This is a genomic window from Plantactinospora soyae, assembly GCF_014874095.1.
Classification (GTDB): domain Bacteria; phylum Actinomycetota; class Actinomycetes; order Mycobacteriales; family Micromonosporaceae; genus Plantactinospora; species Plantactinospora soyae.
In genome coordinates this window covers 1381920-1400290 of the sequence record NZ_JADBEB010000001.1, presented here as the reverse complement: position 1 = coordinate 1400290, position 18371 = coordinate 1381920, and the positions used below count along the sequence as shown (strand labels likewise).

Below are 18371 nucleotides of genomic sequence, written 5' to 3'. Positions count from 1 at the left end.
TAGATCGAGTACCCGCATCTCCAGTTGTACCGAGTTAAGGGGTGCGGGCGCCCGATTGTGAATGTGCAAGATCTCGGCGGCGTCCTTCAACTCAGTGTCCCATGTAACCCTAGAAGCATATCGGCGCGTTGTTCGATCTCGTGTTTCCTCATTTATGCGCTGCTGGTCGTTCATGGCGAGCGCACTGACCAGGAGAGCCATGGCGGCGATGACAGACGCGACCATCGTCCCGATGCCTTGGAGCCAGTCGGTAACTTTGTGCCGCTCCGGTCGTCCGTTTTCTGGGGGGCTCGCTTTATGGTTGGCTGGCACGTACAGACCGTTGGGGTGCCGCTTCCAGAGGTTGCTGCGCTTGTGTGGTGGTTCGGGTTCCCTCACACGGGCTTCACCGGCAGCGCCGGGGGGCGGGTCACGTGGTTGTCGGGTAGGCGACTGCGCGCAGGTCGTTGATGGACTCCGCCGGAAGCGGAAAGATGCATCCATGACCTCTTCGGGCCTCCCAGCAGACTTCTACGACAACAAGGTCGCCCCCCGGCCCTGCTCTCGGCCGCCAACATCGTCCGACACACACCCAAACCATCCGCGACCAGTCGGCGCCGACCATGAAATGATCCAGATCTACGCGGCCGATTACGACGTGGCCAGGGACAGCAGCGGACGCATGCAGACGATGAACATGCGCCCGTTCCTCGACGCGATCGCGGCCAAGTATGACGAATGCCTTCCCTGCCAGGAACACCACATCGGGCTGATCGCCGCCGACCCGGCACTCACCACCCACGTTGTAGGCGTGGGTTTGCTCAACCTCGGCATCCACCAGGCGTCTGCCCAACAACTCCTGCAACATATGGACCCGGATGGGTGTGCGATCGCGCTGGTGATCCGCAACCGCGGTCTGCTGCCGGCAGTGGAGTTGACTCGATTGAAGACAGTGCAGCAGCGGCAGTCGCTTGCGCGCATTGTGCTGAACAACGCGATCGTCGCCACCCAGTGGTTTGACATGCCGGTATCGAATCTGTGTCCGCCCGGGGTGGTCCGCCCGACGGGTCACCTAGGCGACGAGGAACTAACCTCTGGCTTGAGAAGCGAGGGGCATCTGTGATTCATCATCAAAGGGGGTCTGCCCGAAAGCTGCCTGGTACCTCCTGGTAGCTCGTCGAGGTGAGCGGATGTACCGGAGATAACCTCGTCCAGCTCACGCGCCTCACGCTCGGCTGCGGTCTACCGGCTCGGGGGAGCCGGCAACCGTGTAACGGGCGATCAGTGCGTCGAGTTGGCAGCGCGTGAAGCTGTATGAGCCCTTGCGGCAGACATGATCGATGACACCCGCGCGACAGTCGTCGAGGAGCGACCGTTCCGACCAGCCGGTACGGCCGGCAACCTCGGCGAGCGGGATGAGCACACGATCATCGTTCACCGGAGCATCTAGTACGGCAGCCGCCGTTTGTGATCATGGCTGGAGTTCGAGGGTGAGTCGGCGGGCGTAGTGCGCTCGCCGGGCTCGGGCCTGGTGTCGCCGTCGCCATTGTGACCAGCGCAAACGGTGGGCGATGCTGCGGATCGGCGTGTTGATCAGGACGTTGATCAGGCGGCGGATCTCGTTGACGGTCAGCCGGATCATGTCGGACTGGTCGGGTGGCTGGGGTGTTGCGGCGGCGCAGATCGCGAGGATGGCCAGGGCGGCCAGGGCGAGGGTGGTGAACCGGTGCCAGGACTGCCAGCGGCGGACCTGGTGCTGGTCGAGGCCGACCTGCCCTTTCGCGGCCTGGAACGATTCTTCGACGGTCCAGCGGATCCCTGCTACCCGCACGAGTTGGGCAAGGGTGACCGGGCCGGGCGCCCAGCAGCGGTAGAACGCCAGCTCGCCGGTTGTGGTGTTGCGGCGGATCAACAGACTGTGATGCCCGCCGTCGTCGGGATCGTTGTCAGTGGTCACGTCGGCGAGCCAGGCCCAGTCGTAGAAGCGGGGCCCTTTCGACCCGTCACCGGCGCTGCGCCGGGTCCACGTCGTGGCCGGCAGTTCGGCGGTCACCTGGTCGGCGCGGCGGCGGGTTTTGCCGCCGTCGAGGGGCACAAGGTGGTCGCGGGAGACCGCGAGGACGTAACCGAGACCATGTTCGCGCAGGCGGACGCGCAGGGCGGTGTTGTTGCCGTATGCCTCGTCCGCGGCGACCCACCGAGCCGGCACCCGCGCCTTAACCGCTGCGGTGATCATGTCGTCAGCCAGCTGGGAGCGGGTCGCGAACCCGACGCTGTCGGGGACACCCGCCTGTTCACAACGTTCACGGTCACTGGTCCAGGACTCGGGCAGATAGACCCGTCGGTCGATCAGGGTGTGCCCGTGCCGGCCGGCGTAGGCGAGGAACACGCCGACCTGGGCATTCTCGATCCGGCCCGCGGTGCCGGTGTACTGGCGCCGGACGCCGACCGTGTGCACGCCTTTCTTCAGGTCACCGGTCTCGTCGACCACAAGGACGCCGTCGGGGTCACCGAGCCGGTCGACCACGAGAGCACGCAGGTCGTCACGGACCAGGTCAGCATCCCACCTTGCCCGGGACAGCAGCCGCTGCATCGCGTCCGGTCGGGCGTGGCCGGCCCGCTCCGCCAGCTGCCAGCACGTCTTGATCTCGATATCGGTCAGCAGCGCGGTGACGAAACCCGGCCGCCGCCCGGCGCGGCTCCACGCGCGCGAACCGGCCCGCGAAACAGCCGATCACCTGGTCCGATATCTGCCGCCACCGGGCAGCGTCTACGCTATGGTCTGCGGCCACCGCGGCATCGAATGTTGTGTCCACAACGCACAGACGATCACGCGGTGGCCGCACCTGTTCCGGCAGGACCCGAGGTCACCTCACGAACGGCGACTGCCGTACTAGCTTGTTCGCGTTAATCATCGGACACTCATGCGGGTCGCCCGCCGGGGTCAGCATCCCTTGGTGCATGCGGCGGCGATGGCGGGTTCAACAGCACGGACAGGCGGGCCAACATCTCGTCGTCGACCTTCCAGTTCGCGGCGGTCCCGGCGGCGATCCGCTCGATTTCCTCTTGGAGGCGCGGATCGTCCATCGCGTAGTGGGGCACGTCAGGACCGCCGGCCAGTCGAGCGCCCGGAGTAGCGGGCCAGCCGTCTCCGGGTTGCGGCGATCGCCTCGGCCAGGTCGCCGAGGGGCTCTGGTTCAGACTGCGGGGGCGAGGTTGCCTGCACCGTCCGCTGTGCGAGCAGTTTCTCGACTTGGACTCCGCGGTCATGCCCCGGCGGATGCGTATGGTGCCGTTGCCCCTGGCGATGTGCTCGATGCGTCCTTGGCGGCAGCCGCTCTGGATCGACCGCAGCGACAGGCCGGTCATCCAGGCGACCTCGGGCAGAGTGTGGATCATGCCCTTGATGCTGCCCGGCCTAATCGGTTGCACCTTCGCCATCGGTCAACTTGGCCTGCAAGCCACGCTCCCGCCTTCTCTGGGCGGTCGTTGCGACGAAGCAGTAAACAGAGTCAGCAGCTCGTGGTGCGGACGCAGAGCGAGGTGGTGGAGCGGCCAAGCCACGAACATCGGCCGGTTCCACCACCAGCGGCAGCTGCGGCCCGAGGCTTTATCGGAGACGTCTTCATCAACGTGCTGGCGAACCTCATCGCCGGTGCGATCATCTACCTCGGCGGTGTCGACGCTGGCCTCTTCCAGGCCAACTTGGTACTGGTGCTCGTCTCCGCTGCCATCGGCCTCATTGCTGTGTCGATGGTGATTGCGGGCGGCAGCTCCTACATGCGGTCCGATGGAGACTCGGGCCTCATCGCCAGAGCAAAGAACAGGATCATCTACGGGGTTGTCGGCGGAACGGCAGCTCTGTTGGTTACAGGGGTGGTTTGGCTGGTTCTCAGTCTGACCTGAGTCCAGCTCCTTCCGCCTGAACCTTCTCCGAGCAGGGGAATCGAGTTCCGGCGGATCGTTCAGAGCTGGAGAAGCCGCACGGCGATCTGAGCCTTCTCTCCAATTGGATCAAGATCAGGGGTCGGTACGTCGGTGCCGGCCCCTCGGCGTTGATCAAGCTCTCCGTGACCGTGGCTTGACCGCCTGTGGTACACCTGTCTCCGGCGCGAGCGGAGGTAGGCAGTGGTCTTTGACGGTGATCTCGGTCCGCCGCCGCAGCGGTCAAGGCCGTTGCGATTGCGCACCGATGGCGACGCCGAGAAGGTAAGAACGCTAATGGAGGTGTTCGCCGCCAGAGAAAGGGCCGCTCGCGACCCGCTACTCTCACGCATCGCGAAGGTACAAGGCCACCTCAGAGACATTGCCAATCTGCTGCCCGAGCTGGAGGCCGAGCTGAAGGTCCGGCAGACCGCCTTCGAGGAGCTGCGGGCCGAGGCCGAGCAGACCGAGCGCTACGCCGCCCTGCACAAGGACCACGCCGAGGCCGTGCAGAAGCTCGTGGACGAGAACCGGAAGACCGCGCTCACTGAGGCGACGGCGCTCGTGGTCCAGGAACTGGCGAAGACCTCGAAGACTGGCGGCCGGCAGCAGCTTCGCTTCTTCATCCTTGCTGGCCTGCTAGCCATCCCACTGAGCTTGATCGCCAACGTCCTTTGGGAGTGGCTGAAGTAGGGCATCTGCCATTGAGTGGACGAACGGCTGTATCTGCCGTTCGATTCTCCGTGATACACAGGCGACCAATACATTGGAACTGCGCGGGCGGAGGTGGCGCGATGGTAGGCGATGCCGGCGATGAGGATGAGACGGACCGAGAGTCGGGACCACGGTGTGACTTGTCCGAGGCTGATTTGTCGTACAGGGTTAGTTGGCAAGGTCCACTTCTTCAGCCACTACAGGTATGGCTTCGGGCTGGAAATCTACAAGCTATACGCCGCATCCAAAAGGCTAGTGATAGTTCCGATCCATTAACAGCGCGTGTCGACGAGGTTCAGGGACACCTACAGGAGATTGCAGCGCTGCTGCCGGTTCTTGAGGCTGAACTGCAAATGCGCAACGCGACACTTGAGCGAGTCCGAGCCGACGCTGTTCGTTATGAACGGCTTGCCGCCCTGGATAGGGACAAAGCAGAGACAGTCGAGAAGCTTGTGGACGAGACGGTCAAACGGGGCGTTCGTGAGGCGGTAAAGACCCTCGGAGAAGGTTTTGATGAGGCGACCAGGATGATCAGTTTTGGCATCGACCAGAGTTCCAAGGCCGGCAGGAAGCAGCAGATCCAGTACTTCCTACTCGGTCTGGCCGGCTCCGTGCCGCTGGGCGTGGCGGGCAACTTCCTGTTCGAGTGGCTGACCAAGTAGGACCGGCTGTCGGCGTCTCGGGGCGACAATTAGTCGTCGTTGTACCAATAGCTCGGTTGGTATAATCATTTGTGAGAGTATCAGCCGATTCGGGCATGATTCGCCCCCGTGCTGTGGGCTACACACGGGTATCCACCGAGGACCAGAAGAATCGACCGGAGGACGACCGCGCACGGGTCACCGCGGCCTGCGTCGCCTACGGGTACGACCTGGTCGAGTTCATCCAAGACATCGACGTTTCCGGGAAGACCGCGCTGGCCGACCGTGAGCACGGCAGGCGGGTCAGCGACCTGATCGATGCCAAGCACAACCCCTGGGCTGACATCATCATCGTGACCAACCTCGACCGGCTCACCCGCGAGTCCGAGGACGGGATGACGCTCATCCGCCGCATGATCCCGAACGGCCGGCGGAACCCGGTGCGGCTGCTGTCCCTGGACGATCACATCGACCTGACCACGGCGATGGGGCGGTTCTTCGCGAGGCTGCGCGTCCTGCTGGGTGAGTTCGAGCGCGAGCTGATCGGGGAGCGGACCGGCAACACGCTCAAGCACAAGCGACGGACCGGTCAGGTCTACGCCCGCGAGCCGTACGGCTGGGATCACGACGGGGACGGCCACCTGGTCGAGAACGACGCTGAGCAGCGGGTCCTTGCCCAGATGCGCGACTGGCGAGCCGAGGGCGTCAACGACAACGCGATCGCAACGCGCCTCAACGACCAGGGGACTCTGGGCAAGCGCGGTGGGCGCTGGCAAGCTAACACGGTCTATCGGATTCTCAAGAACGCCGACGAGATCGGGGCGGCGTCGGGCTGAAGGAGCGAGCCGGCGTGGCCAAGACCCGCGAGTTCTGCGATCCCATCAAGCACCTGACGGCGCAGTCGTTCGCCACTGTCGCTGATCTGCTGTATCGGCGCCGTACGGAGCACCACGACATGACGCTGGATGACGCGCTGTCCTGGTTGGAGAGCGAGATCGAGCTGCTAAACGAGGAGCACCGACTCAACAGTGACTGTCCCGGTGTGACAAAGAGCCTGCGATGGTCGCCCGGCCAGTCGCACCGGCCGGCCTGAGCAGACGAGCTTGATGACGATCATTTGAGAGGGCCTGGTGGCAGTCGGCCGTCGGACGTAACCTACGTCGGTGCTTGACCTCATCGGTCCGTTATCTCGTTCGTTGACTCCCATTCCCACTCCCGCTCCCACACTGGAACCGGTCATTCAGCCCTACTACATTGTGTCGGACCCCGGACCTGGCCCGTGGCTTGTGATCCTGGTCGGCGGGCTCCTGACCGCATTGGGCGTTGGTGCCGTCGTTCTGCTGATGATGCGGCGGAAGGAGCATGAGAGCGATCGCAACGAATTCGAGAGCAAAGCGGCAAGCGCTGTTGGCTCTGTTCGGGCCACCGTTCCGGTCCGGGTGCCGTCGCTAGAAGACGAAATAAGGGTCGTAGCGGCCACGCTCGCCTCGACGGTCACGCAGATGCGTCAGATCAGCGCCAAGGCGGAGGCGTTCGAGACTGAGGTACACGATCTTGTGCGCCGGGCCGATGCCGCCCAGGCTGCCGCCGACCTGAGCGAAGATCAGGCACGCAAGATAGGTCTGCTTCTCGGTGCCCAGACCGAGCGAAAGTTGAAGGAAGAGATAGAGAAGCTGACGGCGGTACACAACGAACAGATGGAGAAGTCGCGTCGGTCGGGGATTCGGTTGGCCATTTGGAGTGCCGTCTTTGGGGCGGTTGCTGGCTTCTTCGTGAACCTGCTGTCGAGCTGGGTCATGAACTAGATCGTCTCGGTTGGCCGTTCCACGTAACGGCAATACAGTTGTCGCTATGCCTACCGAGATTCCGTTGATGTGTTCCGGAAAGGCTACCGAGGACCACGAAAAAATGCCTCGAAGGCCAGTCGAGGAGCTGGGGATCCCCGGTGATCTCGACAACGAGTTGGAGTGCTTACAGCACCTAACTACAGAGTTAGATTCTGTACAAGACTTGCGGGCTTTGTTCGAGGAACATCGATGTACAGCAAGAGGGGCAACTGTACAGTTAGGACAAGATAGCCCGGGGGCAGCGGCAGCGTGTGGGAGGGGGTACGTCATGACCTACCTGCTACCTATTCTCCACTATCGACCAGACCCTTGCCATCAACTCAGAGTGCAACTCGTACCACTCATTTCTATTCAGGACGCAGGTCACTCCCGAGTCATTCCGGAAGCCCTCCTGTACCTTATTCCTCCAGGCAGACATCTCACCTTCCCTATACCTCATTCCGATGAACGACAGCAAAGACAGCGCTCGTGTGTGGTCAAACTCTGTACCCGGATCTCCCAGCAGCGTCGCCAGATCTCTCAGGATCTCCAATTCCAGATTCTGTCGGCCTTGTCTCTTCGCAATCTCGTATGCCCTGAGCGCCAGGAACATCGCGAACACCCCGGCGCTCGTCGCCGTCGCATCCAAGATCAGTCCAAACAGGTCCTTGTCCACGATTAGATGTTCCCACCCCTAGTCAAGGTCACTCCATCCGCGCTTTGATCGCTGCATGAATCTCCTTGCGAGCTAGACCAACCACTAGCGCCCATCTGAACCGTTTGAGGATCCCGCGACCGGAATCATTAGCCAGGTGAGGATCTCTGTTTACAAGAAGCTCATCCAGCTCTTTGACCGCAGCGTCCTGATCAACCACCAACATCAACTTTGCTTCAACCCTGTTCAGGTACGCCAGAAACGGAAGCTCGCTCGGCGGGATATGAAGCAGCCCGCTCCTGATCTCGCTTGACATCATTCTTTCTAAGAATGAGCAGTCCTGAGGATCTTCATGGACGGAATTATCGTCCAACGGCAGCAAGCGATCCAGTTCTCGCAAGACCTCTATCTCAAAAGACTTCCGCGCCTGGCCCCTCGCGACCTTGTACGAGTCATGCGCCACCCCGTACGCCTTCACTGCCAGGAACAGACCTACCAGCCCACCCGTCCCAGACACGACGGTGAACCCAAAGGTCGCATAATCAAGCCAGTCACGATCCACACCCTCGATGGTCTCAGCCGCCGTCAAGTCTTAGGATCGTCGCTCAACCGCATCAAGGATCTCCTTGTTCAAAATCGTCCGGACTATAGCAGCGCTACTTTCCCATCCATCAGGATTACCCAGAACGAACTCCTCCAGTTTATCGGAGCCATAGCGCGAGTGGTACGCCTTCATGAAGGAGTCGACCACCATATCCCTCATACGTGGCCAGTCGGTGTCGAAGTAACGCAGATCAGTCGGAGATTTATAGGGGCCTGATAGTTCATATCGACCGCCGCAGAAAACCACACGCCAGACTGGCAGCTCGTTTTTGGGCAGCAAACTCAGCCTCAACTTGATCGAGCTGAGTTTGGGAGAAACATACCAATGGTCACCCGCTAATTGTGTATCCAGTTCGGCATCGCCGTCGAGCAGCAGGATGAGCTCCCGCAGAATCTCGATCTGAAAATTGTTCCGAGCCTGCCCCTTAGAGACCCTGTACGACTCGCCCGCAACTCGATATGCCCGGACAGCCACTAAAAGCCCTGCGATGCCTGCCACCCCTACCACAGAATCAATGATCAACCCGAGCAGATCAAGGCTCACCGCGACCTCCGTTCGATCGCGTCAAGGATCTCTTGGTTGAGGTAGTGCGTTATAAGCTCGGCGGTTCCCGAGGCGGTTCGCTGCTCAGCCAGCCACCCGGGGCCCAGATACCGATTCAACGCAGAGTTGACAGCGGCATTCCTGGTCCCTGTTAGATACGGTGAATACGGATCGCGATCAGTCGAGCCTCGGATTACTGCACGCCACAACGGCAGCTCATGCTTCGGCAGCAGGGCGAGCCGAACACCAGCCGACTCCGCGATAGGTGGAACCCCGGGCTCGCTCTCAACGATCCTCATCCCGATCTTTGGATCCTTCTCGATCATCAAGGCTAGCTCTCGCAGCACCTCAATCTCAAAGGTCTGCTTCCCCTGCCGCTTCGCCACCTTGTAGGCCATGACCGCAATCACCAGCGCCGCTATCGCCCCGAGCCCCGACACGGCATCAAACACAAACCCCGCCAGCTCGACCCAGACGTTGTCCACCGGCCCATGCTCTCAGCCGGCGTCAACGGGGCTACCATCATGAGAAGTCAACGGCCTTTGGGAGTTCAGCGTGCATCACCCTCCATGAAGATCCATGGAGGTACGGGTATGAGGTTGAGCTTTTGCTGCCTCGGATTCATACGTTGGTCTCCGCCGTAGAGAGCTGATAGCTATCTCTAACTCGGACCCGTGCCTCACTGGACCCGCGGCAGCAGGGGTGACGGCAGAGTTGTCGGAGAGTCCGCCTGGTAGTCCACGACGACGCGCTGGTTCGGCTACCGACTGCGCGACGGGTCGCTGTACTGGCGCCTGACCGAGCGACTTCGGCGAGAGCAGCAAAAGGATCCCCTGCGTGCCGCCGCTCAAGGAGTAGTCGGCGCTAGTACGGCCGCTTGTCGGTCACGAAGGTGCCCTTGCCCTGGCGACCCTCCACATAGCCCTCGGTGCGCAGCATGAACAGCGCGGCGTCTACCGGCTGTGCGCTGGTGCCGTAGATCTCGCGCAGCTCCCGCTTGCTGGGCAGCTTGTCGCCGGGCTTCAACTTGCCGGCCTTGATCTGTTCGCGGAGATCATCCGCGATGCGCTGGTAGTCGGGGATGTATGTGGTTGCTTCGCTAATTCCCGTGCGCCTGCGAGGTACGCGGGCGAAGGCGAAGGGAATTTTGATGGTTCAGCTGATGCCGGTGGACTACCAGCCGCCGATCCGGAGGTCGGGCAGCGCCGGGGGCGACTCCGGCGAACTGTTGGCCGCGTGCACAACGGCGCGGGAGAACCCGGGGCAGTGGGTTTGGTTCGACCCACGCTTCCTCGGGAAGGCGCCGACATTCTGGGTTTCGGAGGTCAACCGGGGCGAGAAGAAGGGCTTCCGGGAGGGCGAGATCTGGGAGGCCACCTACGAGAAGACCGGCCAGCAGAACGAGGAGGGCCACGACGAGTACCGCAAGATGATCAGGCTTGCTGCGTGATCGCGGGGGACCCGCACTCCGCGTTCTGGTTGTTGGTCGGTGGCACGGTTGGCGCACTCGCGGTGATTACGTTCCTGCCGGGACTCGGACACCGGAGGTGGTGGTTGTGTCTGACGCTGGTCGCGGCGTTCGGGGTCTGGCTGAACGCGGGCCTCGGGTGGCTGTCTTTCTTGCCACTTGGAGCCGCTTTCCTGATCTTGGCCAATGCGCCCGGTAAACGGAAGCGGCTGAAGTAGAAATGATCGAGGGGAAGCCCGTCCGGTTCGCCGGGCGGGCTTTCTCTGTCCGTCTAGGAGCCGGCGTTTGCCGGTGCTGGCCAATCTTCGAATTCGTCGTAGGCATCGGCCGTTTCCCGTTCGTCCGACCGGTCAATGATCCGGATCTCGCATCGATGAGCCAGTTCCGCGACGGCCGGCGATGGGCTCGGCGGGTTCACGGGGGAGGCCGTGAGTGCCTTGGTGTTCGACGCCATGCCGAGAGCGACATCCACGGACAGCAACAGCGCTATGAACGCCGAGACATAGTTGTTCTGCCGCATGCGCTCAACGAGGTGGGGCTTGCGGCCGATTGCACCCACCGCCTCGTCGAGTGCCTGCTCGACGGGTTTAGATCCGAACAGGTGAAAGTCTTCGAGGGCTCGCTTCAAGACCAGCAGATGTCGCAGGAGAAACGCCTTCAGCTCGGAGTCCAGGTTCTCGTGGTGCTCCACCGCGCGGAGGATGGAGTGGATCTCGTTGACCAGGTTCTGAATCGTCTCGTCGACCAGTCGCGGCTCCGGCTGGCGGCGGGTGAGGAGGGTGGAGCAGTGGATGAGGCAGTATCGGCCGGTGTCTCGGAAGTCTGACAGGAACCAGTTCATATGGTTATTGCCCATATACGGGAACTTGGCGACCGTGCGCTCGACCTCCCCGTAGTGCATGAGGAAGATTTGCGGGTCGTCCGACAGGGCGTTGATCTGGGTACGGACGTCTGCGGCAGTTGCGGCGACGTCAGCGATACCCCGCATGAGTCCAGCCATGTCGGTTGGGTCGACGTCGAAGATGTCGGCCCAAACTCGGACGGCTGGTTGCTCAAGCTGCTTGTTGGCCTCTTCGAGCATCCAGAGGAGCCGGCCGGCAGGGTTGTTCAGGTCCACCTCGATATTGCCCACGAACAACCAGGATAGACGGTGGTCACAACCCGGCCGCGCGTCGACACCCACGGTGATCAACTAGAGCCAGGGTCCTAGTCCCCGCTATTCAAATCCTGATACATCGACCTGCTGTGTGGGTTGAACACCGGGCACGAGGGCGGGGCGGGCACCCTGCACGCGAACGCTCCGGTGGACGTACCGGCGCGGTTGGACGCTCGGGTCGCTCGGTGAGCTGCCCCGGCCGGCCCTGCACGCCCAGGTGGCCGCCGCGTTGCAGGTGCTGCTCCAGGTACGCCGTACCGACTCCGGTCGGGTGCTGGAGGCGGTCTGCCTGTTGCTGCCGACGGGTCCGGAGCGGCTCGTCACCGTCGTGCCGGCCTGGAGTCGGGATCGGGGAGTGGGGCCGGCCGCGGTCAACCGGAATCGAAGTTCCATCGCTCCGGCAGGACTCCACCGCAGAGCGCGCAGACGAAGTCGTCGTCCCTGACCACGTTGCGCTGGTGGCAGTCCGGACAGCGGCGGAACACGAGGCCAGCGGTGAAGCCGTCGGGGTGGGCAAGGCCGGCCCGGTCGAGAGCGGCGGCCACCACCGGCCACGAGTTCAGGTCAGGGCAGTAGCCGGTGGACTGGTTGCTGACCTCGTCGACCCTCCAGTCGAGCCCGCCGAGGCTCGCCTCTTCCGGCGGCTGGCGTACGAAGGCGATCTCTCCGGCGCCGAGCACGTCCCGCCCCTCGGCGCAGGCGACATGCTCACTGCGCCGGGGCGCCAACCGCAGTACGCCGTCGAGGTCGACCACGTAGGTGAACGGCTCGGCCAGGTCCGGCGCCGGTACGGTCGACACCCAGCCGGCGAAGTCACGTGCTGCGGCGATCGGCGTACCGGCGCCGTCGGGGGTTATCCCGGCCAGGATCTCGGCCGGACCGACGTAGCGGTACCGCCGCGACAACGTGACCACCGGGTGACCGTAGCCGGCTGACGGATCGGCGGGCGAGCGGAATTCACCTGGCCGGCGGCCCTGGCGGCAGGGCGGACGGGGTCGGTGGTGGGGGAAGTTGGACCGTGACGCTGCTGCTGGAGTTCCACGAGGCGTCGTACGCGACGATCCGCACCGTTTCGTAGCCGCCGCGCGGCACGATGACGGCGGTGTTGGTGGTGACCTTGGCTTCCACCCGGATCTCGTCCACGTTGAACACGTGGTAGACGTGGTACTCGACGACGCCCAGGTCGTCCGTTGCCGGCTCCCAGCCGAGGCGGTAGCCCTCGGCGGTCACCCCGAGCACCGTGGGCGGTCCCGGTGCGGTGGGCGGGACGGTGTTGTCGCCGCTGCGGGGGAAGCTCGGCGGTTGCGAGACGGTCATCCGGGACGAGATCGTCGAGGTGTTGCCGGCCGCGTCGCGGGCGGAGACCGAGAAGTGGCTGCTCGCAGCCGTGGCGCCGATGGGTAGCGTCAGTGGGCTGTTGTCCGGGACGATCCGGGCGATCCACTGCGTGTAGAACTGGTCACCCTGGTAGACGTAGTACTGCGTCACCCCGACGTTGTCGGTCGACGCCGGCCAGGTGATGGTCACCGCCCCCGGTACGACCTCCAGGACCTGCGGCCTGCCGGGCGTGCTGGGTCGTTCCCGGTCCGGTGCCGGCGCGGGCGGCTCCACCAGTACGTCGTCGAACGAGCCGGCGGCGGAGGTGCTGACCAGCCCGATCCGTCCCGCGCCGAACTGACCGTCGGTGGCGCTGACCGACACCGTGCCGAGTTGGCCGACGAGCGAGTTGCCGGTTACGGCCAGCCGCAGCGTGTGCCAGGTGCCGAGGGTGACCGTGGCCGGGGCGGTGGCGAGCGAGGTGACCCGGCCGGAGACCAGTTTGCTCAGTTCGAGTTGGTTGTCCGACCGCAGCGTCAGGTAGTAGTAGCTGGTGCTCGACTGGAGTCGGGCGAGCACCCCGATCGTCGAGCGGCCGGGCCGGAGGGTCGTCGGCTTGATCCGGGCGGTGACCGTGTAGTCCGTCCAGGTCGGATCGCCGGTTCGGGCGCTCGCGCTGCCGCTTCCGCCGCGCTGCCGGTACACCCGTGAGTCGTCGGAACCCACCGACCACTGTCCGCCCGAGGTGGACCAGCCCGACGCGTCGCCGTCCTCGAAGTCGTCACCGAGCAGCGGCGCCGCCGCAACGGCGGCGGGACCGTCGGGTACGGCCGCCGTTGCGGTCACCGGCAGCACCACGCTGGCGGTGGTCACGGCCAGCACGAGGGGGATGACGATCGCGGCGTACGGGAGGGCGGGCCGGCGGCGAGCCGCCGTCGTGCTGACGGGCGTGGTCACAGCGACGACCTGCCTTCGGAGACGGAGACGGGAGGAGATGGGGAGACGGAGCCGGAAAGTTACGGAGGGTGAGGGGAACCCACTCTATGAGCAGCCATTTGGGCATGTCAATGCGATCGCACTGGGCGCGGCTTCGCCCGAATGTGATCGGTGTACATCTATTGACTTAGTTTGGAACCAAAACTAAATTTTCGGATGAGGCCATGTCGCGCGCGCCCTCTGCCCCGCCTCGGCCGAAGTGGATCGACGGGTCGACCCGCCCGGGTCAGCCGACCCGGCACGCTCGCCCGACCGTCGAACCCGCTCCGGCCGCTCCGGCTATCCCGGCATCCGTACCGCCGGGTCGACAAGGAGGTCATCGTGCTGCGTACCGCCCGTCTGACGGTCGGCGCCCTCGCCCTCGCCGCGCTGCTCGCCGTCACCGCCGCACCCGTCCCCGCCCAGGCGGCCGTCTGGAGTTCCAGCGACCGCTGGGGCACCTGGTCCAGTGGCGGCTACACGCTGTACAACAACATCTGGGGCTCGGGTTACGGCTCGCAGACCATCTGGGCCAACTCGCCGAGCAACTGGGGGGTCTGGGCCAACCATCCCAACACCGGCGGGATCAAGTCGTACCCGAACGCGACCCGTTACATCGGGCGACGGGTCAGTGCCCTCGGCCCGGTCACGAGCAGCTTCAACGTCACCGTGCCGACCAGCGGAGTCGCCTTCACCACCGTGTACGACGTCTGGTCGTCCGACCACGCCCACGAGATCATGCTGTGGATGAACAAGTACGGGCCGGTCGGGCCGCTGGGCAGTTTCCAGGTCACCGCGTCGGTCGGCGGCCACTCCTGGGACATCTACCGGGGCTCGAACGGCTCGAACCAGGTCTACTCGTTCATCCGTACCAGCAACACCAACGCCGGCACGGTCGACATCCGGGCGATCGCGACCTGGATCCGCAGTCGTGGCTGGTTCGGCGACGTCACGATCGGTGACGTCCAGCTTGGTTACGAGATCACCTCGGCGGCCGGCGGCCGGGACTTCGTGACTAACAGCTTCTCCGTATCCGGCTGATCCGCATCATCCACGATCAGGTGGGTCCTACCGGTCCGTCGGCCTCGGGCTGCCGGACCGGTAGGTGCCGGACCGGTAGGTGCCGGCCGCCCCGCGCCCCGGCCAGGCCCGCGCGATCGACGGCGTGACCTGCGGCGGTGTCGGAGGAACGGAACCTTCGGTACCGGAGGTTCGGCCACGCAGCCGGTTCGGTGCAGCCGGTTCAGCGCGGCCGGTTCAGCGGACGCCGCCCTCGGTGGCCCGCCGCACCACCCAGCTGTTGAGCACCTGGTGGATGCTGTGCAACATCTGGTGGATCTGGTCCAGGCGTTCGGCCTGGGCCAGTGCCGCGTACGCCTGGGAGAGAGCGATCTGCTGATCGACCGTGAGGTGTGCCTGGTCGATGGTGTACAGCAGTTCGACGGTCTCGGCGATGGTGTCGGCCACGACGTCCTCCTCAGGCGGATCCGTGGAAGCGCTCCCAGACTAACTTAACCGGATCTACTCAGATCCATACATGCGAATACCGACTATCCGCGATCAGTTTCCGGGCGGCTCTGTCGGGGTGACCTTCGCGAGGTTCGTCAGCACCACGTCGAGGACCCGGACCGCCTCCGCCTTGGCCAGCGGGTTGTTGCCGTTTCCGCACTTCGGGGACTGGACGCAGGACGGGCAGCCGGTCTCGCAGCCGCACTCGGCGATCGCGTCCCGGGTCGCGCCCAGCCACGCCGCCGCCGCGTGGTACGCCCGCTCGGCGAACCCCGCACCACCCGGGTGACCGTCGTAGACGAAGACCGTGGGCGCCTCGGTGTCCGGATGGGCGGCGGTCGACAGCCCGCCGATGTCCCAGCGGTCGCAGGTGGCGACCAGCGGCAGCAGCCCGATCGCGGCGTGCTCGGCGGCGTGCAGCGCACCCGGTACGTCGGCCACCTCGACTCCGGCCGCCGCCAGCGCCTGGGGCGAGACGGTGAACCAGACCGCGACCGTACGCAGTTCCCGGGCCGGCAGGTCCAGCGGTCGGGTGTCCAGCACCTCGCCGGAGGCGAGCCGTCGGCGCTGGTACGACACCACCTGGCTGGTCACGTCGACCTCGCCGAGGAACAGCCCGACCGGCCCGGCGTCCCGGTAGGACCGGACCGAGACGACGGAGAGCGAGGTGACGTCCCGGGGATGGGTGGACCAGTCCGGCTCCTCCGCGTGCACCAGCGCGCACCCGTCGTCGAGGTTCAGGTCGTCCACCACGTACGACACGCCCTGGTGCAGGTAGACCGCGCCGGGATGGACCTGGAAGTGGGACGACGCCGGATCGACCGTGCCGAGCAGCCGCCCGGTCGACGATTCGACCACGTCCAGCGGCGCACCGCCGGTGCCTCGCAGGTCCACCTCGGGCCGCCCGCTGTGTCGCCAGTACCAGCCGGTGGGGCGGCGCCGGAGCGCGCCCCCGGCCACCAGCGCCTCCACCGCCTCCTTGGCGCCCTCGCCGAAGAGTTCCAGGTCGGCGGCGGTCAGCGGGGACTCGGCCGCCGCGCAGCACAGTTGCGGCCCCAGCACGTACGGGTTGGCCGGGTCGAGTACGGCGGCCTCGACCGGTCGGCCGAACAGCGCCTCGGGATGGTGCACCAGGTAGGTGTCCAGTGGATCGTCCCGGGCCACCAGCATGGCGAGCGCCTCCCGGCCGGATCGCCCGGCCCGGCCCGCCTGCTGCCAGAGCGAGGCCCGGGTGCCGGGATAGCCGCAGATCAGCACCGCGTCCAGGCCGACCAGGTCGACGCCGAGTTCCAGCGCGCTGGTCGAGGCCAGCCCGAGCAGGTCGCCGCCGAGCAGTCCCTGCTCCAGCGCCCGGCGCTCCTCCCGAAGGTAACCCGCCCGGTAGGCGGCGACCCGGCTGCCCAGCCCCGGCACCGCCTCGTCGAGGGACCGCCGGGCAGTGGTGGCGATCACCTCCGCACCACGCCGGGATCGGACGAAGGCCAACGTCCGTACCCCGGCCGCGACCGTGTCGCTGAGCAGGTCGGCGGTCTCCCGCAACGCCGAGCGGCGTACCGGTGCGGCGTTGAACTCCGCGTCCGGGTCGACGCCGGTGCCGGGGTCGGCCGGCTCCGAACCCGAGGCCGGCGGGAGCAGCGGCGGCTCCCAGAGCGCGAAGGTCAGCCCGCCGCGCGGCGAGGCGTCCTCGGTGACCGCGCTGACCGGCAGGCCGATCAGCCGCTCGGCCACCGTCGCCGGGTCACCGGACGTCGCGGAGGCCAGCACGAACACCGGGCCCTGCGCCGGGCCGGACCCGGGCCGCGGCGCGGGCAGGCGCAGCGGGGACGCGGTCGGGCCCGGTGCCGGCTGTCCCGGGGTACGGGGATAGCGCGCGGTCTGGCGGCGCAACCGGCGCAGCACGTGGGCCACGTGTGACCCGAACACTCCCCGGTAGGTGTGGCACTCGTCGACCACCACGAACGCCAATCGGCGCAGGAAGCCGGACCACTTCGCGTGTCCGGGGAGGATGCCGTGGTGCAGCATGTCCGGATTGGTCAGCACGAACCGGGAGTGTTGCCGGATCCAGTCCCGTTCGGCGCGCGGGGTGTCGCCGTCGTAACACGCCGGTCGTACCCCGTCGAGGCCGAGGCCGGCCACGGACCGCAACTGGTCGGCGGCGAGTGCCTTCGTCGGCGCCAGGTAGAGCGCGGTGGCCCGGGGGTCGGTCAGCAGGGTGGCCAGGGCGGGCAGTTGGTAGGCGAGCGACTTTCCGGACGCGGTTCCGGTGGCGATCACCACATGCCGGCCGGCGTACGCGTGCTCGGCGGCTTCCGCCTGGTGCCGCCACGGCGCGACCACGCCCTGGTCGGCGAGGGCCGCGCGCAGTTTCGCCGGCACCCAGTCCGGCCATGGTGCCACCACGCCGGTACGCGCGGGCAGCCGCTCGACGTGCGTGACCGGGTCCCCGGCCGAATTGCGGGCGCTGCGGGCGGCCAGCCGGGTCAACAGTTCGTCCGGGTCCGGACCGTCGGCCGCCCGGGGCCGATCGGCGCCGGTACCGGCCGATACTGTTGGCGGCGACGTCACGCCCTGCACTCTCGCACTGTCGTACGGGCGTCGGAAAGCCGGGTAGCGGTGGGTGCACCGTCGGTGCGCGGCCCGCTGGTCGATGGTTAGATGCCCAGGAGCGTTCCTGGCGGTCAGAGGAGGACTGATGGATCTGTCGCTGACGACCCGCACCATCGGTGAGCACACGGTGTTGGAGGTCGGCGGCGAGGTGGACGTCTACACCGCCCCCCGACTGCGCGAACGTCTCGTCGAACTGATCGACGGCGGGGCCCGCCGGATCATCGTGGACCTGGGGCGGGTGGATTTCCTCGACTCGACCGGGTTGGGCGTGCTGGTGGGAGCGCTGAAGCGGCTGCGTCCCGTCAACGGGAGCTTCGGACTGATCTGTGACAAGGAGCCGCTGCTCAAGATCTTCCGGATCACCGCCCTCGACCAGGTCTTCCCGATCTACGCCACGGTCGACGCCGCGATCAGCGCGGATCCGTCCGGTTCCGGCGAGTGATGTCGACGGTC

22 protein-coding genes and 2 pseudogenes are annotated in these 18371 nt (G+C 65.6%); 11 read left to right on the top strand and 13 right to left on the bottom strand.

Going from position 1 to position 18371, the window contains the following annotated elements; translation table 11 throughout:
• Positions 1 to 607 precede the first annotated feature (607 nt).
• Positions 608 to 1102 carry a hypothetical protein gene (locus H4W31_RS06165; RefSeq protein ID WP_192765770.1) on the top strand — a complete coding sequence of 165 codons (495 nt, stop codon included), beginning with the start codon at positions 608 to 610 and terminating at the stop codon, positions 1100 to 1102.
• Between the two features lie 102 nt (positions 1103 to 1204).
• On the opposite strand, the gene H4W31_RS06160 is transcribed toward H4W31_RS06165, so the two are convergent.
• From H4W31_RS06160 to H4W31_RS06150, 3 genes and pseudogenes are all read right to left on the bottom strand, one after another.
• Positions 1205 to 1402, bottom strand: a complete 198-nt coding sequence (locus H4W31_RS06160) for a hypothetical protein (RefSeq protein WP_192765769.1) — start codon at positions 1400 to 1402, stop codon at positions 1205 to 1207.
• 48 nt (positions 1403 to 1450) lie between these two features.
• Positions 1451 to 2714: pseudogene (locus H4W31_RS06155) on the bottom strand (IS701 family transposase).
• A gap of 187 nt (positions 2715 to 2901) precedes the next feature.
• Entirely contained in the window at positions 2902 to 3420 is a 519-nt protein-coding gene (locus H4W31_RS06150; RefSeq protein WP_192765768.1) for a MerR family transcriptional regulator, read from the bottom strand.
• 84 nt (positions 3421 to 3504) lie between these two features.
• On the opposite strand from H4W31_RS06150, the gene H4W31_RS06145 reads away from it, so the two are divergent.
• The 6 genes from H4W31_RS06145 to H4W31_RS06120 all read left to right on the top strand — a co-directional run bounded on the left by H4W31_RS06145 (position 3505) and on the right by H4W31_RS06120 (position 7063).
• Positions 3505 to 3885, top strand: a complete 381-nt coding sequence (locus tag H4W31_RS06145) for a hypothetical protein (RefSeq protein WP_192765767.1) — start codon at positions 3505 to 3507, stop codon at positions 3883 to 3885.
• A gap of 315 nt (positions 3886 to 4200) precedes the next feature.
• On the top strand, positions 4201 to 4596 hold the full coding sequence (locus H4W31_RS06140) for a protein kinase family protein (protein ID WP_192765766.1): 396 nt from the start codon (positions 4201 to 4203) through the stop codon (positions 4594 to 4596).
• Between the two features lie 161 nt (positions 4597 to 4757).
• Entirely contained in the window at positions 4758 to 5279 is a 522-nt protein-coding gene (locus tag H4W31_RS06135; protein ID WP_192765765.1) for a hypothetical protein, read from the top strand.
• 113 nt (positions 5280 to 5392) lie between these two features.
• Positions 5393 to 6094 carry a recombinase family protein gene (locus tag H4W31_RS06130; RefSeq protein WP_192765764.1) on the top strand — a complete coding sequence of 234 codons (702 nt, stop codon included), beginning with the start codon at positions 5393 to 5395 and terminating at the stop codon, positions 6092 to 6094.
• Positions 6095 to 6108: 14 nt separating this feature from the next.
• Positions 6109 to 6351 (top strand): hypothetical protein, encoded by a 243-nt coding sequence (locus tag H4W31_RS06125; RefSeq protein WP_192765763.1) that lies wholly within the window; start codon positions 6109 to 6111, stop codon positions 6349 to 6351.
• 70 nt (positions 6352 to 6421) lie between these two features.
• On the top strand, positions 6422 to 7063 hold the full coding sequence (locus H4W31_RS06120; protein ID WP_192765762.1) for a hypothetical protein: 642 nt from the start codon (positions 6422 to 6424) through the stop codon (positions 7061 to 7063).
• 322 nt (positions 7064 to 7385) lie between these two features.
• Here H4W31_RS06120 and H4W31_RS06115 read toward each other — a convergent pair whose 3' ends face one another.
• The 5 genes from H4W31_RS06115 to H4W31_RS06095 form a co-directional block, all read right to left on the bottom strand.
• Complete coding sequence (locus tag H4W31_RS06115) at positions 7386 to 7760, bottom strand: hypothetical protein (RefSeq protein ID WP_192765761.1); 375 nt, start codon at positions 7758 to 7760, stop codon at positions 7386 to 7388.
• Positions 7761 to 7788: 28 nt separating this feature from the next.
• The gene (locus H4W31_RS06110; protein WP_192765760.1) at positions 7789 to 8328 is read right to left on the bottom strand and encodes a hypothetical protein; all 540 of its coding nucleotides are present in this window, start codon (positions 8326 to 8328) and stop codon (positions 7789 to 7791) included.
• Between the two features lie 3 nt (positions 8329 to 8331).
• Positions 8332 to 8886, bottom strand: a complete 555-nt coding sequence (locus H4W31_RS06105) for a hypothetical protein (RefSeq protein WP_192765759.1) — start codon at positions 8884 to 8886, stop codon at positions 8332 to 8334.
• Positions 8883 to 9371 (bottom strand): hypothetical protein, encoded by a 489-nt coding sequence (locus H4W31_RS06100; RefSeq protein WP_192765758.1) that lies wholly within the window; start codon positions 9369 to 9371, stop codon positions 8883 to 8885. Before H4W31_RS06100 ends, H4W31_RS06105 begins: the two co-directional genes overlap by 4 nt.
• A gap of 379 nt (positions 9372 to 9750) precedes the next feature.
• A complete protein-coding gene (locus H4W31_RS06095) occupies positions 9751 to 9951 on the bottom strand; it encodes a winged helix-turn-helix domain-containing protein (RefSeq protein WP_318783714.1) in 201 nt (66 codons plus the stop codon).
• An 85-nt stretch (positions 9952 to 10036) separates the two neighbouring features.
• On the opposite strand from H4W31_RS06095, the gene H4W31_RS06090 reads away from it, so the two are divergent.
• Entirely contained in the window at positions 10037 to 10336 is a 300-nt protein-coding gene (locus tag H4W31_RS06090) for a hypothetical protein (protein ID WP_192765757.1), read from the top strand.
• Positions 10337 to 10625: 289 nt separating this feature from the next.
• On the opposite strand, the gene H4W31_RS06085 is transcribed toward H4W31_RS06090, so the two are convergent.
• The gene (locus H4W31_RS06085; protein WP_192765756.1) at positions 10626 to 11486 is read right to left on the bottom strand and encodes a hypothetical protein; all 861 of its coding nucleotides are present in this window, start codon (positions 11484 to 11486) and stop codon (positions 10626 to 10628) included.
• 102 nt (positions 11487 to 11588) lie between these two features.
• On the opposite strand from H4W31_RS06085, the pseudogene H4W31_RS06080 reads away from it, so the two are divergent.
• Positions 11589 to 11880: pseudogene (locus H4W31_RS06080) on the top strand (TadA family conjugal transfer-associated ATPase); the annotation flags it as partial.
• 1 nt (position 11881) lies between these two features.
• Here H4W31_RS06080 and H4W31_RS06075 read toward each other — a convergent pair.
• Entirely contained in the window at positions 11882 to 12424 is a 543-nt protein-coding gene (locus H4W31_RS06075; protein ID WP_192765755.1) for a TFIIB-type zinc ribbon-containing protein, read from the bottom strand.
• 43 nt (positions 12425 to 12467) lie between these two features.
• Complete coding sequence (locus H4W31_RS06070) at positions 12468 to 13784, bottom strand: LamG domain-containing protein (RefSeq protein ID WP_192765754.1); 1317 nt, start codon at positions 13782 to 13784, stop codon at positions 12468 to 12470.
• 360 nt (positions 13785 to 14144) lie between these two features.
• On the opposite strand from H4W31_RS06070, the gene H4W31_RS06065 reads away from it, so the two are divergent.
• Positions 14145 to 14843, top strand: a complete 699-nt coding sequence (locus H4W31_RS06065) for a GH12 family glycosyl hydrolase domain-containing protein (protein ID WP_318783047.1) — start codon at positions 14145 to 14147, stop codon at positions 14841 to 14843.
• 216 nt (positions 14844 to 15059) lie between these two features.
• On the opposite strand, the gene H4W31_RS06060 is transcribed toward H4W31_RS06065, so the two are convergent.
• Together H4W31_RS06060 and H4W31_RS06055 are read right to left on the bottom strand one after the other, a co-directional pair.
• On the bottom strand, positions 15060 to 15269 hold the full coding sequence (locus tag H4W31_RS06060; protein WP_192765752.1) for a hypothetical protein: 210 nt from the start codon (positions 15267 to 15269) through the stop codon (positions 15060 to 15062).
• 93 nt (positions 15270 to 15362) lie between these two features.
• Positions 15363 to 18005 (bottom strand): DEAD/DEAH box helicase, encoded by a 2643-nt coding sequence (locus H4W31_RS06055; protein WP_404825696.1) that lies wholly within the window; start codon positions 18003 to 18005, stop codon positions 15363 to 15365.
• On the opposite strand from H4W31_RS06055, the gene H4W31_RS06050 reads away from it, so the two are divergent.
• A complete protein-coding gene (locus tag H4W31_RS06050; protein ID WP_192765750.1) occupies positions 18004 to 18360 on the top strand; it encodes an STAS domain-containing protein in 357 nt (118 codons plus the stop codon). The two genes, H4W31_RS06055 and H4W31_RS06050, sit on opposite strands and share 2 nt — an antisense overlap.
• Positions 18361 to 18371 lie beyond the last annotated feature (11 nt).